16 protein-coding genes are annotated in these 16,056 nt (G+C 75.6%); 9 read left to right on the forward strand and 7 right to left on the reverse strand.

All coding sequences use genetic code 11. The annotated features are described in order from the left end of the window. Window positions 1-32 precede the first annotated feature (32 nt). The 4 genes from purD to K1J50_RS02565 all read left to right on the forward strand — a co-directional run bounded on the left by purD (window position 33) and on the right by K1J50_RS02565 (window position 4,591). Window positions 33-1,301 (forward strand): phosphoribosylamine--glycine ligase, encoded by a 1,269-nt coding sequence (gene purD / locus K1J50_RS02550; RefSeq protein ID WP_220115858.1) that lies wholly within the window; start codon window positions 33-35, stop codon window positions 1,299-1,301. A gap of 232 nt (window positions 1,302-1,533) precedes the next feature. Further along, entirely contained in the window at window positions 1,534-2,517 is a 984-nt protein-coding gene (locus K1J50_RS02555) for a tripartite tricarboxylate transporter substrate binding protein (RefSeq protein WP_220115859.1), read from the forward strand. A 283-nt stretch (window positions 2,518-2,800) separates the two neighbouring features. After that, a complete protein-coding gene (locus K1J50_RS02560; protein ID WP_220115860.1) occupies window positions 2,801-3,670 on the forward strand; it encodes an alpha/beta fold hydrolase in 870 nt (289 codons plus the stop codon). A 36-nt stretch (window positions 3,671-3,706) separates the two neighbouring features. After that, window positions 3,707-4,591 (forward strand): MBL fold metallo-hydrolase, encoded by an 885-nt coding sequence (locus K1J50_RS02565; protein ID WP_220115861.1) that lies wholly within the window; start codon window positions 3,707-3,709, stop codon window positions 4,589-4,591. A 27-nt stretch (window positions 4,592-4,618) separates the two neighbouring features. Here the strand turns inward: K1J50_RS02565 and K1J50_RS02570 are convergent, their stop codons facing one another. Beyond that, a complete protein-coding gene (locus tag K1J50_RS02570) occupies window positions 4,619-5,674 on the reverse strand; it encodes an amidohydrolase family protein (RefSeq protein ID WP_255574841.1) in 1,056 nt (351 codons plus the stop codon). Window positions 5,675-5,816: 142 nt separating this feature from the next. Here K1J50_RS02570 and K1J50_RS02575 point away from each other — a divergent pair, with 142 nt between their 5' ends. Both K1J50_RS02575 and K1J50_RS02580 read left to right on the forward strand, forming a co-directional pair. Next, window positions 5,817-6,143 carry an NIPSNAP family protein gene (locus K1J50_RS02575; RefSeq protein WP_220115862.1) on the forward strand — a complete coding sequence of 109 codons (327 nt, stop codon included), beginning with the start codon at window positions 5,817-5,819 and terminating at the stop codon, window positions 6,141-6,143. Then, the gene (locus K1J50_RS02580; RefSeq protein ID WP_220115863.1) at window positions 6,140-6,922 is read left to right on the forward strand and encodes a tyrosine-protein phosphatase; all 783 of its coding nucleotides are present in this window, start codon (window positions 6,140-6,142) and stop codon (window positions 6,920-6,922) included. The genes K1J50_RS02575 and K1J50_RS02580 overlap by 4 nt, the downstream gene beginning before the upstream one ends. 46 nt (window positions 6,923-6,968) lie before the next feature. Here the strand turns inward: K1J50_RS02580 and K1J50_RS02585 are convergent, their stop codons facing one another. The 3 genes from K1J50_RS02585 to K1J50_RS02595 form a co-directional block, all read right to left on the reverse strand. Beyond that, window positions 6,969-8,090, reverse strand: coding sequence for an NADH:flavin oxidoreductase/NADH oxidase (locus K1J50_RS02585; RefSeq protein WP_220115864.1), 1,122 nt, complete (start codon window positions 8,088-8,090; stop codon window positions 6,969-6,971). Beyond that, window positions 8,087-8,986, reverse strand: a complete 900-nt coding sequence (locus K1J50_RS02590; RefSeq protein ID WP_255574843.1) for a DUF2272 domain-containing protein — start codon at window positions 8,984-8,986, stop codon at window positions 8,087-8,089. Before K1J50_RS02590 ends, K1J50_RS02585 begins: the two co-directional genes overlap by 4 nt. Before the next feature lie 112 nt (window positions 8,987-9,098). Further along, window positions 9,099-11,228, reverse strand: a complete 2,130-nt coding sequence (locus tag K1J50_RS02595; protein WP_220115865.1) for a hypothetical protein — start codon at window positions 11,226-11,228, stop codon at window positions 9,099-9,101. 218 nt (window positions 11,229-11,446) lie between these two features. Between K1J50_RS02595 and K1J50_RS02600 the strand changes: the two genes are divergently transcribed. Both K1J50_RS02600 and K1J50_RS02605 read left to right on the forward strand, forming a co-directional pair. Further along, on the forward strand, window positions 11,447-11,959 hold the full coding sequence (locus K1J50_RS02600; protein WP_220115866.1) for a hypothetical protein: 513 nt from the start codon (window positions 11,447-11,449) through the stop codon (window positions 11,957-11,959). A 307-nt stretch (window positions 11,960-12,266) separates the two neighbouring features. Beyond that, the gene (locus K1J50_RS02605; protein WP_220115867.1) at window positions 12,267-12,746 is read left to right on the forward strand and encodes a c-type cytochrome; all 480 of its coding nucleotides are present in this window, start codon (window positions 12,267-12,269) and stop codon (window positions 12,744-12,746) included. Between the two features lie 15 nt (window positions 12,747-12,761). Here K1J50_RS02605 and K1J50_RS02610 read toward each other — a convergent pair whose 3' ends face one another. Together K1J50_RS02610 and K1J50_RS02615 are read right to left on the reverse strand one after the other, a co-directional pair. Continuing rightward, window positions 12,762-13,469 (reverse strand): cytochrome b/b6 domain-containing protein, encoded by a 708-nt coding sequence (locus K1J50_RS02610; RefSeq protein ID WP_220115868.1) that lies wholly within the window; start codon window positions 13,467-13,469, stop codon window positions 12,762-12,764. Between the two features lie 78 nt (window positions 13,470-13,547). Next, window positions 13,548-13,709, reverse strand: a complete 162-nt coding sequence (locus tag K1J50_RS02615) for a hypothetical protein (protein WP_220115869.1) — start codon at window positions 13,707-13,709, stop codon at window positions 13,548-13,550. Between the two features lie 183 nt (window positions 13,710-13,892). On the opposite strand from K1J50_RS02615, the gene K1J50_RS02620 reads away from it, so the two are divergent. Then, entirely contained in the window at window positions 13,893-15,389 is a 1,497-nt protein-coding gene (locus K1J50_RS02620) for an FAD-dependent oxidoreductase (protein WP_220115870.1), read from the forward strand. Between the two features lie 46 nt (window positions 15,390-15,435). Here K1J50_RS02620 and ddpX read toward each other — a convergent pair whose 3' ends face one another. After that, window positions 15,436-15,990: a D-alanyl-D-alanine dipeptidase gene (gene ddpX / locus K1J50_RS02625; RefSeq protein WP_220115871.1), complete on the reverse strand. Its 555-nt coding sequence runs from the start codon at window positions 15,988-15,990 to the stop codon at window positions 15,436-15,438. Window positions 15,991-16,056: the final 66 nt, after the last annotated feature.

The following is a 16,056-nucleotide window of genomic DNA, read 5'->3' on the forward strand; positions in this document are numbered from 1 at the left end:
TTCTTCCTTTGTTCCTGGATGAAGGGGGCGCGATGAAGGTCCTGGTGGTGGGCGGCGGCGGTCGGGAACACGCGCTGTGCTGGTCGCTCGCGTCCTCGCCGCTGCTGACGAAGCTGTGGTGCGCCCCGGGCAACGCCGGGATCGCGGAGGTCGCGGAGTGCGTGCCGATCGGCGCCGAGGACGTGCCCGCGCTGGTCCGCTTCGCGCGCGACAACGCGGCCGATCTGGTCGTCGCCGGGCCGGAGGCGCCGCTGACCCTTGGCCTCGCCGACGCCTGCGCCGCGGCCGGGCTGCGCTGCTTCGGGCCGAGCGCGGCGGCAGCGCGGCTCGAGGGCAGCAAGGCCTTCGCCCGCGAGGTCTGCGCGGCCGCCGGCGTCCCCGGCCCGCGCTGGCGCCGCTTCGACGACCCGGCCGCCGCGCGCGCCTACGTCCGCGCCCAGGGCGCGCCGATCGTGGTCAAGGCGGACGGCCTCGCCGCCGGCAAGGGCGTCGTCGTCGCCGCCACCGTCGCGGAGGCGGAGGCCGCCATCGCCGACCTCATGGAGCGCCGCGTGCACGGCGCCGCCGGCGCCGCGGTGCTGGTCGAGGAATGCCTGGTCGGCGAGGAGGTCTCGTTCTTCGCCCTCTGCGACGGCGCCCATGCCGTGCCGTTCGCCGCGGCGCAGGACCACAAGCGCGTCGGCGAGGGCGACACCGGCCCCAACACCGGCGGCATGGGCGCCTATTCCCCGCCGCCCGCCTTCACCGCCGCGATCGAGGACGAGGTGATGGCCCGCATCGTCCGCCCCACCCTCGCCGAGATGGCGCGGCGCGGCACCCCCTTCCGCGGCGTGCTGTTCGCCGGGCTGATGCTGACCGCCGAGGGCCCGCGGCTGATCGAGTTCAACGTCCGCTTCGGCGATCCCGAATGCCAGGCGCTGCTGGTGCGGCTGCGCTCCGACCTCCTGAGCGCGCTGCTCGCCGCCTGCGACGGCGAGCTCGCCGATTTCGACCTGCGCTGGGAGCCGCTGCACGCGCTCGTCGTGGTGATGGCGGCGAAGGGCTACCCCGGACCCTATGTCAAGGGCACCGAGATCCGCGGCCTCGAGCGCGCCGCGCGGGTGCCGGGCGTGCACATCTTCCACGCCGGCACGGCGCGGCGCGAGGACGGAGCGCTGATCGCCGTGGGCGGGCGCGTCCTCGGCGTGGCGGGAACGGGCGCCACCCTGCGCGCGGCGCGCGACGCCGCCTATGCCGCCGTGGACGCGATCGACTGGCCGGAGGGATTCTGCCGCCGCGACATCGGCTGGCGCGCGCTGTAGCGCCCGGCCGCCCCCGGAGGCCGCCGGCGCCGCCACCGATGGGCCGCGGCGCGCGGCTCCGCAGAAGGGGTGTAGCCGCTTCCCGGCCGGCCGGTGGCGCGCCGCGGCGGTGCGGGCGGGGTCGGGCCTGCTGGACGCATGACGGCGCGTCCGGCTATTGCGCAGGCGGGCGAAATCATCACGGCCGGCCCCGCTGGCCGGCCCGCCACCAAGCCCGGGAGGACCGATCGCCGTGACCCCGCCGACCTTCACCCGCCGCGCCGCCCTCGCGCTCGCCGCCGGCGCGGCGGCCGCGCCGCTCGCCCGTCCTGCGCTCGCCCAAGGCCGCTTCCCCGACCGTCCGATCCGCATGATCTGTCCCTGGCCGCCAGGCGGCTCGACCGACGTGCAGATGCGCGCCATCTGCGAGATCGCCTCGCGCCACCTCGGCCAGCCGGTGGTGATCGACAACCGTCCCGGCGTCTCCGGCACGCTCGGGGCCCAGGCGGTGAAGGACGCGCGGCCCGACGGCTACACCCTGACGCAGATGCCGATCTCGGTGTTCCGCTTCCCGCACATGATGAGCCGGCCGAATTTCGACCCGCTCAAGGACTTCACCTACGTCATCCACGTCACCGGCTACCTGTTCGGCGTAGTGGTGCGCGCCGACCGGCCCTGGCGCACCTGGCAGGACTTCGTCGCCTACGCCAAGGCCAATCCGGGCAAGGTGACCTACGGCACGCCGGGCGTCGGCTCCTCGCTGCACATCACCATGGAGCAGATCGCCCAGCGCCTCGGCATCGAGTGGGTGCACGTGCCGTTCCGCGGCGGCGCGGAGAACCAGCAGGCGACGCTCGCCGGCACCATCGACGCCACCGCCGATTCCACCGGCTGGGCGCCGCTGGTCGAGTCCGGCCAGCTCCGCCTGCTGGTCGTCTGGTCGGCCGAGCGCTCGAAGCGCTTCCCGGACGTGCCGACGCTGCGCGAGGTCGGCATCGATATCGTCTCCGAGTCGCCCTACGGCTTCGCTGGCCCCAAGGGGATGGACCCGAACGTGGTGCGCATCCTGCACGACGCCTTCAAGGAAGCGCTGTTCGACCCCGCGCACCTGCAGGTGCTCGAGCGGCTCGGCATGACCCCCTCCTACAAGAACAGCGCCGACTACGCCGCCTTCGTCGAGCGGCTCTACCACGAGGAGGGCGAGATGATCCGCCGCCTCGGACTGCGGCTGAACTGAGCGGCGGGCGGCCCTCCCGCGGCGGCGGCCGGGCCCGCGCCGGACCCGCCCCGGGCGGTGGATCGGCTCGCCCTGCCGCGACGGAGGGCCCTGCGCGCCGCATGGCGGCACCGGCGGAGGACATCGGGGCGCCGGGCGTCGCGCCCAGGCCGGTGTGACCCCGGGCATTGACGCCCGCCGCGGACGGGGGCGGCGGCCGATCCTCGCGCCTCGACAGAGGACGCCGGCCGCCGCAGCATCGCGCGGCGGCGCTCGCCCGCCGCCTCCGGGGAAGCGTCCGCCCATGGCCACGCCCGATCCGCTGCCCTTCGCCACCGCCACCGGTCCGGCCCCGCGCGTCCGCGGCTGGCTGAGCCGTCCCGACTGCCGCCTCTACTACGAGGTCACCGGCCGCGCCGACGCGCCGGCGCTGGTCTTCGCCCACGGCCTCGGCGGCAACCACCTCTCGTGGTGGCAGCAGGTGGCGGCGTTCGCCGGCCGCTACCGCTGCGTCACCTTCAGCCATCGCGGCTTCGCGCCGTCCTCGATGCCGCCGGGCGGGCCGCAGCCCGAGCGCTTCGCCGACGATCTCGCGGCGCTGGTCGCCGCGCTCGGCCTGCGCGAATACCGTATCGTCGCGCAGTCCATGGGCGGCTGGACCGCCCTCGAGCACGCGCCGCGCCGCCCGCCCGGGCTGAAGGCGCTGGTGCTCTGCGCGACCGCCGGGCCCTTCGACCCGCGCCTTGCCGACCCGAGCGGCGGCGCGCGGCTTGCGGAATGGCGCGCGCGGGCCGAGGCGGCACGGCGCGAGGGCGACCGCCAGGGCATCGTGCCCGCCATCGGCGCGCGCGCCGCCGCGGAGCAGCCGGCGCTGCACTTCCTCTACCGCTCCATCGGCGAGCTGAGCACGGGCCTCGACCGCGAGGCCGTGCGCGCCCGCCTGCATGCCGCGCGCACCCGCGCCCCCGCCGATCTCGCCGCCGTCACTGCGCCGACGCTCCGGATCGCCGGCTCGGAGGACATCGTGTTCCCCTCCTTCGTCGTCCCCGAACTGGCCCGCGCCATGCCGCGCGCGCGGCATGTCGAGATCGCCGGCGCCGGCCACTCCGCCTATTTCGAGCGCGCCGCCGAGTTCAACCGCATCCTCGCCGAATTCCTCGCCGAGACCGACTGAACCGATCCGCACCGTCGCGCAGAGGAGCCCATCGCCATGACCGCCACCCGCTTCGCCGTCGGCGACGTCACCATCCACCGCGTCGTCGAGCAGGAGCAGCCGCTGTTCGACCCGCTGACCTTCTTCCCCGGCCTCACCAGGGAGAGGCTCGAGGAGAACCGCGCCTGGCTGGAGGCCGCGCGCGCCCTCGACCCGGCGAGCGGCCAGCTCATCCTCTGCATCCAGTCCTACGTGCTCCGCACGCCGCGCCACACCATCCTGATCGACACCTGCGTCGGCAACGGCAAGAACAACCCTGCCCGGCCCTTCTGGCACCGGAAGACCGACGATGCCTACATGCGCGCGCTGGCCGCCCAGGGTCTGTCGGTCGAGGACATAGACTACGTGCTGTGCACGCACCTGCACGTGGACCACGTGGGCTGGAACACGCGGCTCGAGAACGGCCGCTGGGTGCCGACCTTTCCCAGGGCGCGCTACCTCTTCTCGCGCCGGGAATACGAGTTCTGGACGGCGCAGCACGCCAGGGAGCCGCTGGGGCCGATCGCCGAATCGGTGCTGCCGGTGGTCGAGGCCGGCCGCGCCGAACTGGTGGACCACGACTTCGCGCTCGACGACTTCGTGCGTCTGGAGCCGACGCCGGGGCACACCCCGGACCATGTGGCGGTGCGCGTCGGCCGTTCCCCGGCGCGCGCCGATGCGGTCTTCACCGGCGACCTGATCCACTCGCCGCTGCAGGCGCGCTACCCGGAGCAGTCCATGCGCGCCGACCACGACCCCGCGCAGGCCGCGCGCACCCGCCGCGCCTTCCTCGAGCGCTACTGCGACACCGGCACCCTCTGCTGCATGGCGCACTTCCCCTCGCCCTCGGCCGGGTGCATCACCCGCTGGGGCGAGGGCTTCCGCTGCGAACCCGCGGCCTGAGCCGCGCGAGGCGGCGCGCGGCGCGGTTCAGCCGCCGAAATCGAGACGATAGAACCGCGCCGCGGTGCCGGCGAAGAGATCCGCCTTCTCCGCCGCGCTCGCCCCGGCGGCGAGGCGCTTGAACGCGTTCCAGCACACCGCGTAGCTGTAGCTGCCCTTGTCCACCGGGAAGTTGCTCTCGAACATGCAGCGCGCGGCGCCGAAGGCCTCGATGCAGGTCTCGATGTAGGGGCGCCAGGCGGCGGCGAGCTGCTCGGAGGAGGGCGGCGTCGCCTGCGTCTCGAAGCCGAAGCCGTTGATCCGCATCCCGAGCCCGCCGAGCTTGACGTGCACGTGGGGGCATTTGGCGAGGTCGCGGATCGCCGCCGCCCAGAGCGGGAACACCTCCTCCCGCCTGCCGGCGAAGCGCCGGATGCCGACCGGCCCGCCGACGTGGTCGAGGACGATGCGCGTCTCCGGGAAGGCGCGCGCGAGCGCCGCGAGCTCGCCGATCTGCGGGTGCAGCAGCCAGGCGTCGAAGCTGAGGCCGAGCGGCGCGAGCTGCGCGAAGCCCTCGCGGAACTGCGCGCTGCCGAGCATCCCCTTCGGCGGGTTGTAGGCCGGGTTCATCAGCACCGGGTCCTCGTCCCAGACCGAGATGTGGCGGATGCCGCGGAACCGCCCGCCGCCGGCCCGGATGTGCGCCTCCAGCACCTCGCGCACCCGCGCGCCGAGCGTCAGGTCGGCGTGGCCGACGATGCCGGCGCAGACCTTCGCCGGGCCGTACCGGCCGCTCGCACTCATCGCCGCGACGCCGTTGACGAACTCGGTCTCGCCGACCGGGCGCATCGCCTCCGGGCCGTCGGCGCGGTGGAAGGCGCGGCACTGCACGAACACGGTGGCGACGACCTTGTGACCGGCGTTCAGGTCGGCGAGCAGCTCGGGCAGCAGGTAGCGCCAGCCGGGGCGGTCCCAAAGGTGGTGGTGCGGGTCCACGATCGGCAGCGCGGGCTCCAGGATCGGCTCCCGGTGCCGCGCCAGCCATTCCTCGCGCACGGGGATGTAGTGCTGGTGCGTCGCGGGCGCGTCGCTGCTGCTGGCCATGGCGGTTTCTCCCTTCGGCGGATGGCGTGTGCGCGAACCGTCCTCCTGCCGCCGCGCCGGCGTCAACCCGCGCCGCATCGGTTGCCGCGCCCGGGCCCGCCGCCTAGGCTGGCCGCGCCACCGCACCGGGGGGAGGAATCCGATGATCCACGAATTGCGCGTCTATCACTGCGTCCCGGGCCGCCTGCCGGCGCTGCTCAAGCGCTTCGAGACCATTACGCTGAAGATCTGGGAACGCCACGGCATCCGCCAGGCCGGCTTCTGGACCGTGGCGATCGGCGAGTCGAACCAGGTGCTCTACTACCTGCTCGCCTGGGAGTCGCTCGCCGAGCGCGAGCGCAAGTGGAACGCCTTCCAGGCCGACCCCGAATGGATCGCCAAGCGCGCCGAGACCGAGAAGGACGGCCCGATCGTCGCCAAGGTGACGAACGAGATCCTTATCCCCACCGCCTTCTCCGCAGTGAAGTGACGCGCTCCGGGATTGCCGCCGCGGCCGCCGAGGAGGACCTCCCGCGCCTGATCGCGCTCGAGGGCTGCAGCAACCTGCGCGACCTCGGCGGCTACCGCGCGGCGGACGGGCGGCGCGTGCGCTTCGGGCGCGTCTTCCGCTCCGCCTCGCTGGCGCGGCTCAGCGAGGCGGATCTCGACGCCTTGCGCGTGCTCGGCATCCGCACCGTCTGCGACCTGCGCGGGGTGCGGGAGAGCGCCGCCGCGCCCTCGCGCCTGCCGCCGCGCGACCCGCCCGAGGTCCATCCGCTTCCGATCGAGCCCACGGTCGGCGCCTCGCTCGCCGACCTGCTCGCGCGCGGCCGGGCGACGGGCGAGGACGTGCTCGGCCTGCTGCGCCGCGCCTACGAGGCCTACGCGACGGAGCACCTGCACCGCTACCGCGCCCTGTTCGCGCTGCTGCTGGAAGCGCCGCGCCTGCCGCTGCTGTTCCACTGCTCGGCCGGCAAGGACCGCACCGGCTTCGGCGCGGCGCTGCTGCTCCTCGCGCTCGGCGTGCCGCGCGAGACGGCGATCGAGGACTACCTGGCGACCCGCCGCTTCTGGAAGCGCGAGCTGGCGCTGCCGCCGGGCGCCGACGCTTCCGCCGCGGCGGCGCTGCTCGGCGTGCACCGCCCGCTCATCGAGCGCGCGCTCGACATGGCGTTCGGCCCCTACGATTCCGAGGAGGCGTTCTTCGCGGAGGCCCTCGGCCTCGACGCCGACCGGCTGGCGCGCCTGCGCGACGCGCTGCTCGAATGACGCGACCGGTTCCGCGCCGCCGGCCCTGCGGCGGCGCGGCCCGCCCTCAGCCGAGCGGCCGCATCGGCCGGGCGATCGCGCGGTCGATCCTCGTCCGGCCCAGCGCGTTCCAGCCGCGGTCGTATTGCGGCGGCGTGCGCAGCGCCTCCATACGCCCGAGCGCCGCCGCCGCGCGCAGCGGCCAGTATGGGTCGCGCAGCACCGCGCGCGCCAGCAGGATCAGGTCGGCCTTGCCCTCGGCGAGGATCGCCTGCGCCTGCTCCGGCTCGGTGATCATCCCCACCGCGGCGACCGGGATGCCGGCGCCGCGCCGCACCGCCTCCGCGCCCGGCACCTGGTAGCCCGGGCCGAGCGGTATCCGCTGCTCGGGCGACAGGCCGCCCGAGGAGACGTCGATCAGGTCCACCCCCTCGCGCTTCAGCAGCCCCGCAAGCTCGACCGTCTCGGGCGTGTCCCAGCCGCCCGCGACCCAGTCGGTGTGCGAGACGCGCACGCCGAGCGCCGCTTCCTGCGGCAGGGCGGCGCGCACGGCGCGCGCCACCTCCCGCACGATCCGCGTGCGCCCCTCGAAGTCGCCGCCCCAGCGGTCGGTGCGCGCGTTGGAGAGCGGCGAGCAGAAGCTGTGCAGCAGGTAGCCGTGCGCCGCGTGCACCTCGACATAGCGGTAGCCCGCGGCGACCGCGCGCCGCGCCGCGGCGGCGAAGGCCGCGATCACGCCCTCGATCTCGGCCTCGGTCATGGCGCGCGGCGGGTCGAAGTAGTCGAAGGCGAGGGCGCTCGGCCCGAGCGCGGTCCACTGGTTGCGCTTGTCGCGCCCTTCCTCCCACGGCGCGTAGCGGCCGCCCTTGCGCCCGGCGTGCGCGAGCTGGATGCCCGGCACCGCCCCGAGCGCGGCGATCGCCGCGGCGAGGCGGGCATGCGCTGCGATCTGGCCGTCCTCCCACAGCCCGACGTCGCCCGGGGAGATGCGGCCCTCCGGCGTCACCGCCGTCGCCTCGACGCAGACGAGGCCGGCGCCGCCCTGGGCGCGCGAGACCAGGTGCGCGAAGTGCCACTCGGTCGGCTTCCCGTCGGGGCCGCAGCAATACTGGCACATCGGCGAGATGCCGATGCGGTTGGGGAAGGTGACGCCGCGCAGCGTCAGCGGCGAGAACAGATCGGTCGTCACGAGGCGGGACTCCCTGTCGGCAGGACGCGCGCGCGCCCCGGCTGGGCGCGGGCGGCGATCGGGGTATCGGAACCCCAGGGCGGCAGGCGGCCCAGCCGGTTCTCGAACACGGCGAACCACGCCGGCGCCCCGGGCGGCAGCGGCAGTAGAACGCCCCGCGCGTCGGTTGGGAAGCGGGAGAGCGTCACGGCGTCGCGCACATTGCCGCCGATCGCCTCCACCGCGCCGAGGCCGGCGCGCACCACGATGTCGCAATGCATCGGCCGGAAGCGGCCGCGCTCGGCGATGCGGTCGCGCCAGTGGTGGAGCGGCGCGGCGGAGCGGTCGGCGCAGACCAGGTCGCCCGCCTGGGGGGCGTAGGCGTCGGGCGCGTGCGGCGCGAAGGGGGCGAGCGCGGGAAAGGCCTCGGCGTCGGCGATCAGCGCGTCCATGTAGGCGGAGTGGGCCGCGGAGGGCGGGAACTCGCGCCGGTCCACCCCGGCGGCGCGCATCACGTAGCTGATGAAGGCGGCGGACCAGGGCGGCTCGGACCAGAGCCGCGCCGGCCCGGCGCCAGGCGGCGGCGCGCTCGCGCCCGGAGATGCCGCAAGGGCGGCGCGGTAGAGGGCGCGGTTGCGGGCGACCGCGCCTTCGTCGTCCGGCACGGCCCGCCAGTAGGCGACGAGACGGGGGAAATGCATGGGCTCCGACTCGAGGCCGGGCTCGGCCGCGCCGCCGGAGGCGGTCCCGGCGGCCTCGCGCGGGGCCGCCGGATCGGCCCGCTGGCGGCCCCATTCGATCCACTCCTCGACCGCGATGCGCAGCATCCGCTCCCGCACCGAGGGCGGATAGGAGAGGGGCGGCTCGGGCGGCGGCGCCGCGCAGCGGACGGCGACGAGCAGGGGCAGCGCCGCCATGGCCCGCCGCAGGGCAGGCGCCCGCGCGCGCGGGCGGCGCGCGGCGGCGCACCGGGCAGCGGCGGACGAGACCGGTGGCGCGGCCATCGCGGCACGCACGCGCGGGGGCGCCTCAGTCCGCGGCGTCGGCCAGCGCCGCGCGCCGCTCCGTCTCCCCCTCCGCCGGCAGCCCCGGCGCAGTGCGCGCGATCGGCGCGTCGGTCGGCATCAGCGCGAGGACGGTCCAGGCCTGCGCCTCCACATTGGCGGCGCCGGAGCGCGGCCCGAGGCGCACCTCCAGCGCATCCTCCGCCAGCCCGATCCGGTCGCGCAGCAGGTCGAGGCAGAGCGTGGCGAGGAAGCGGAGGCGCGCGGCTTCCTCGGCCGCGAGCTCGATCGCTCCGGCCGCCAGCGCCGCCTGCATCGCGCGCAGCGCCCGCAGCAGGAGGGCGAGCTTGTAGCTCCAGGCCGCGATGTCGGTCGTCCAGGTGCCGCGCTCCGGATCCCAGCAGCGCACCGCCAGGCTGTCGAACACCACGCCCCGCCCATCCTCGGCGATCTCGCCGGTGGCGAGTCGGAGGGCACCGAGCGCCCGGCGCAGCGCCGGCCCCAGGCGCGGGTCGTCGCGGTGCAGCGCGACCCGCGCGAGCGCCAGCATCGCGGCGGCGTGGCAGTCGAGATAGGCGACACCGGACCATGCGTCGCGGAAGGCTGCCTCGGGCGGCGCCCCGGGATCGTCGCCGTGCGCGTCGCGCAGCAGGCCGAGCAGGAGGTCCACCGCCTGGCCCAGGCGGCGGCGATGGCGCGCCTCGCCGCCGAGGCGCCAGAGACAGTCCAGCGCCAGGGCGACGAAGGCGAGCTCCCGCGCATAGACCCGCCGGGGCGCGTCCGGTCGCTCCGGCGCGAGCGCGTCGAAATAGGCCTCGATCCGGCGCTCGCACCACGCGCGCAGCCGGTCCAGGCGCTCCGGCGGCGGCGGCCGGACGTAATGCCCGCCGGCAGCCAGCAGCAGGTGCGTCGCCACCGCGTTCAGCACCGCGCCCTGGTCGAGGCAAAGGCTGAGATCGAGGCCCGGCGGGCCGGCTTCGGCGCGCGCCATCAGTGCGCCGCGCGCCGCCGCGTCGTCGTGCAGCCCGCCGCCGACCAGCAGCCGGTCCTCGCACACGACAAGGCTCTCCTGCTCCTGCAGCGAGTCCGCGCCGTAGCGCGTGAGCAGCCAGTGCAGCCCGACGCTCCGCACCGTCGCGGTCAGGCTGACCATGCGGTCCGGATCGCGCGGGCGGAGATAGACGCCATGGCCGAAGCCCGGCGGACGGCCTTCCTGCACCAGGGCGATGAGCGCCGCTGCGCCGCCTCCTTCGAGCACCGTGGTCGTGCCCGGCGGCAGGCCGGCGAAGCGGCCCGGCGTGATGCCGGCGGAGGCGGGCGGGTCGACGAGGATGGCGCCGAAGGCCTGGCTCTCCGTCGGGCTGAGCTCGTCGCACGCGGTGGTCAGGCGCAGGCGGGAGATCGCGCCGGCCACGCCAGGCTCCGGCGTGAAGGACACGGTGAGGCGCAGGAGGGCCGGATGCTCGGGCTCGATCGCGTATTCGTAGCGCAGCGTGCCGAGCTGGACCGGCGCGTCGGCCGGCTCCTTCCCCGGGACGCGGACCGGCCCGGCGTGATGGAGGCGCACGCCGCCCGTCGCGGTCCGCTCGAGGCCGAAGGCGGTGATCGCGTCCTCGACGTCGACGCAGTGATAGCGGCCCTGGTGGGTCACCTCGAAGAGATTGCCGGTGTGGCGGAGCATCGGCGCGCCGGGCCCGGCGGAGCGCACGGACTGCACCACCAGCCCGCGCGAGAGGTCGCCGGCGTAGTCGTGCATCGGCGTGCGGATGGCGAAGTCGCGCGGATCGTCGGACAGGATCTCGATGCGCGCGGCGGGCGGGACGCCGGCGCCGGGTGCCGGCGGTCGCGCGATCAGGCGGCGCGGCAGCAGCGGCGCGGCCGCTCCGGGGCAATCCTGCCCGCCCATGGCGAGGAGGAAATCGAAGAGGCCCGCCGCGAGGTCCGGGTCCTCGTTCCACAACGCCGGATGGGACAGCAATTCGGCCGCCTTGGCGTTGCTGTCGGTGCAGAAGACGTCGCCCTCGCCGGCCGGCGCGGCCGCGGTCTCGGCGAGCGCGACCAGCTCCCTGCCGTCCAGGACGACGCGACGCGCCAAGCGGATGCGGAGGAAGCGTACGAGGTGCCGGCGCACCGTGTCCTGCAGGCAATCATGCATGGGGGCATCCTACCGCGAATTGCGCGGCCCGCGTATCCGGCGCCCGCTCCGCGGCAGGGCGGCCGGGAGGGAAGGCCGCACATGCGCAGTCCCGGCCAATCCGGGACGCGGGCAACTGTGTCTTGAAAGGCACACTATGGCGTCGCCGCAATACCGGATCGTTGCGAGACGTTCGGACCGCGTTTTACTGTTGCACCGCCGCTGCCCGGGGGGGTGGTATGTCCGGCGATCTCCTGTCCCTGTTGCGGATGGAGGGGCGGCAGCTCCTGGCCGAGCTGCGGGCGACGCCGATCTTCCAGAAACCGGAGGCCGTGCGCCGCGTGCTCGGGTTGTATGGCGGCGCCGGCGGCGGCGATGGCGCGGAGGCCGAGGATCTCCTGCCGCCCGGCCGCGCCGAGGCGCCGCCGGAGACGCATCCGGTGCCGCCGCAGCGCGAGCGCGCGTTCCCCCTGCGCGCCGGGACGGCAGCGAATGCCGAAGGGCCGGGCGACATTCCCGTCGGCGCCGCGCCGCCGTCGCCGCCACGCGGCCCGGCGCGGGAGATCGTCGCCCCGGCCCCGTCGCTGCCGCACACCGCGGCGGCGCCGGCGCCCGGCGATGCCGCGCCCGCCGGGCCGGCGCCCCCGCGTCTCGCCATGATGGAGGCTGCCATCGCCAGCCCGGCCGCGGTCCGCGACGGGAGCCGCGCAGTGTCGGCGGTGCGCGCGGCGCTGCTCGCCGTCACGCGCTGAGGCGCGCGGACGGGGGGCCGGTCGGGCCGCGGGGCCTCCGCCTCCGGCCTGGGCGTGGCAGGGGCGTTCCCGGCCGAGGGCCAGCGCGACGGACGCGCCGCCGAAGGCGCTGCCAGGCGCGGCCGGATAGGGCACAATCGCCCGGGGGCGGCCCGCGAGCCGATCGCGCACGGCGGGACACGGCCGGAAGCGGGAATCGGCTCGGCACGCGCCGCGCGGAAGCCGTCGGCGCGGGCACGGCGCGCGCAGGCGGCCCACGCCGGTTGCCGGGCGCGCCTCCTCGGGGGAGAAGGATCGGACAAGGACCATGACCAGGACGACGATCGGGATGCTCGCGGTTGCGGGCGCCGCCGTCGCCGCCGCGGCGACGCTGGCTTCGGCGCCCGCGGTCCAGGCGCAATCGGGCGGCGCCGCCGCCGTGATCCGGGAACGCCAGGAGGGGTTCCGGCAGATGAACGCGATCCTGCGGCGGTTCCGCGACACCCTGCAGGCCCGCGGCGAAGTCCGCCCGCTGGCCTCGCAGGTGGACGAGATGCTGGCGTACTACCGCACGCTGCACGAGCGCTTCCCGCCCGGCTCCGACACGGGCGCCGAGACCTGGGCGCGGCCCGAGGTCTGGTCCAACCGTCCGCTCTTCGAGCAGCGCGCCGCCGCGATGCTGCCCGAGCTCGAAAAGCTCAAGGCGGCGGCGGCCTCGGGCGACGCCGCGGCCACCGGGCGCCAGCTCCAGGCCGTCGGCGCGGCCTGCACGGCCTGCCACGACTCCTTCCGCCGGCCGCGGAGCTGAGCGTCCGCCCGCGCCTCAGCCGAGGCGCCAGAGCAGCCAGGACACCGCCGCCGCGGCGCCGAGCAGCGCCGCGCCGAGGGCCGGAGAGCCGAGGCGCGGGGGGCACTGCGCCGCCGGCGCCTCGGCCGGCAGCGTCTTCGCCCCGGTCAGCATCGGGCGCACCAGGTCCTGGCGCTTGAGCACCGCATAGGCGATCACCGCCAGCAGATGGAGCGCGACGGCCGCGAGCAGGACATTGACGAGGCGCTGGTGCAGCCCCGTCATGCGGTGCACCCATCGCTCGGAGACGAATTGCGCCAGCGGCCCGCGCGTCAGGATCTCGTCGTCGGCGAACAGGCCGGTGGCCGCCTGGGCGAGCAGCAGCGCGAGCATCGCCACCACCATCCAGCCGCCGGCCGGGTTGTGGCCGATCCCGGTGTCCGGCTCCCGCCGCGGCAGGCGCGCGAGATGGCGCAGCGCGGCGGACGGCGAGCGGAGGAAGGTCCCGAAGCGCGCGGTCTCCGAGCCGACGAAGCCCCAGGCGATGCGGAACAGCACCAGCGCCAGGATCGCGTGGCCCGAGACCAGGTGCCAGTCCATCCGCCCGGTCCTCGCAGTCCCGTAGGAAAAGGCGACGAGCGCGGCGAGCGCCCAGTGGCAGAGGCGCACCCAGCCGTCCCAGATCCGGATGCGGACGGTGGCTTCCGATGGCCGTGGCGTGCCGCGGGCGTCGTCGTCCGGCATGCGAAAGCGGTCCCTGGCGTGCTCCGCGCGGCGGGCCGGCGCGACGGGGAGGACGACGCGATCGCGCGCCGGCGGGGTTCAGGTCTCGGCGCGGCCGATCTCGGCCTGCATCATGAGGAACATGCCGAGCAGCATGAGGGCGAAGGAGGCGAGGGTGCCCTGATCCAGCGCCAGCAGGACCAGCGCGGCGATCGCGGAGAGTGCGGCGGCGAGCAGGGTGTTCTTCCAGAGCCAGGCCATGCGATGATCCTTCCCTTCGCTGACGGTCCCCCGGCCGAAGACGCCGCGTCTGGAGCGGCGCGGTCCTGGCCGGAGCGGGCACCGCTCGCACTTGTCGCGCAAGGCGCGATGCCGTGCAACGACGGGCCGTGCGGCGCCGCCCCGTCCCTGCCGGCGCCGATCCAGGAGGAGGGTTCGCCCCGCATGCCGACCCAGGACGATCCCCCGGCCGCAACCGGCGGCTCGCCTTCCGGCGCCGCCGAGGGCGGGCGCCTGTTCTTCCGCTCCGAGGTGTTCCGGGTGGAGACCGCCGCGGCCGGCCGCCGCGCCCGCCCCGCGCATGGCGGGCGCAGCATCGCCGAGCCGGCGCGCGAGATCCCCGTGCACGCCGAGTGCGACGTGCTGGTGGTGGGCGGCGGCCCGGCCGGCACGGCGGCGGCGGTCGCGGCCGCCCGGCTCGGCGCGCGCACCATCCTGCTCGAGCGCTACAACCATCTCGGCGGGCTCTCGACCGGCGGCCTCGTCATCTGGATCGACCGGATGACGGACTGGGACGGGCGGCTGGTGATCCGCGGCTTCGCCGAGGAGCTGCTGGCCCGGCTGCCGCAGGAGGCGGTCGCCGGCCCGCCGCGCGAGGCCTGGGGCGCGCGCGACGCCGCCACCGCCGCCTGGTGGCAGCTCCGCACCGCCGCCTTCCACGGCATCGTGACGCATTCGCCGACCTGCGATCCGGAGTGGCTGAAGGCGGCGAGCCTCGACCTCGTCCGCGAATCCGGCGCGCATCCCATCTTCCACGCCTGGGGCGCGCAGCCGGTGATCGGCGAGGACGGCGCGGTGGGGGGTGCGATCTTCGAAAGCAAGCAGGGCCGCCGCGCCGTGCTCGCCCGGGTGACGGTGGACGCCACCGGCGACGGCGACCTGTTCGCGCGCGCCGGCGCCGCCTTCGCCGACGACATAGACGAGCGCGACATCCACCACTGCATGAACACCGCCTGGCTGTTCGGCGGCGTGGACATGCCGCGCTACCTGCGCTGGCGCGCCGAATCGCCGGCCGAGTTCGCGGAGTTCATGCGCCGCGGCAGGGAGGAGATCGGGCTGATGGACAAGGCCTTCGTCTCCTGGCGCGACGACGTGGCGCTGTTCCTGGGCCCGCGGCTCGCCGGCTTCTCGGCGCTCGACGTCGAGGACCTCTCCGAGGTGGAGGTGCGCAGCCGCCGCCTTATGGTGGAGCATCTCCGCTTCTACCGCGCCCACTGCCCGGGTTTCGAAGGCGCCTATCTTCTGCTCTCGGCGCCGCAGCTCGGCGTGCGCCACGCGCGGCGGCTGAAGGGAGTGGCGAGCGTGACGCGCGAATGGTGGGACGGACGGGTGGCGGCGGACGAGATCGGCGTCTCGCCGTCGCTGTCGCCGAAATTTCCCAATGTGAGCGTGCCCTACGGCGCGCTGGTGCCGGCCTCGCTCGACGGGCTGCTCGCGCCGGGGCGGCACCTCTCCTGCGATGCGACCTCGCACTCCTTCCTGCGCGAGATCCCGCAGTGCTGGCTGACCGGCCAGGCGGCCGGCGCCGCCGCGGCGATCGCGGCGGCGCGCGGCGTGCCGCCGCGCCGGGTGGACGTGGCCGAGCTGCAGGCGGCGCTGCGGCAGCAGGGGGTGCACCTGACGGAGGCGGGGGACGGGCGGCGGGCGTCCGCGGCGGCGTAGCGTGCCGCCGGGCTCCAGCGCGCCGCGGCCGCGCGGCGGGCGGCGCTCACATCGGCCCGTCCGGCACTGCGCTCGCCCAGTGCGCCGGGTAGCGCCGCGGCTCGAACAGCTGGTAATGCCACCACTCCCGCAGGTAGTTGTCCCAGCCGGCCGCCGTCATGATGCCGAGCAGCAGCGCGCGGTTGCGCTGCGCCTCCGCCGGCACGTCGAGCGAGCCGTGCGCCGAGGCGGGCGTGAGGGCGTCGAAGTCGGTGCCCATCGGCAGGCGCCGGCCGGTCGCCGCCTCGGCCAGCGTCAGGTCCACGGCGACGCCGCGCGGATGCACGCCGCCGCGGCGCGGATCGGCGACGAAGCTCTTGTCGCCCACCGCATTCCAGAGGGCCCATTGCGCCTCGAGCGGACGGAAGGCATCGAACAGCACGAGACGCAGGCCGAGCGCGGCGGCGAGGTCGCGCGCCCGGGCCAGCCGCGCCCGTGCCTCCGGTACCAGCATCGCGACGGGACGGCGGTAGATCGGCCGTCCCGTCAGGTTGTCCGCGGTCGCGTAGCGGAGATCGAGCACGAGGCCATCCTCGGCCTCGGTCAGGCGTTGAAGCGGCATCGGGTCCCCTGGTCGCGGCGCCGGCGGGCGGCGGCACCCCCGGATGACGCCCGCGGCGCCGGCGCC

This window comes from Caldovatus aquaticus (genome assembly GCF_019458025.1).
Taxonomy (GTDB): Bacteria; Pseudomonadota; Alphaproteobacteria; order Acetobacterales; family Acetobacteraceae; genus Caldovatus; species Caldovatus aquaticus.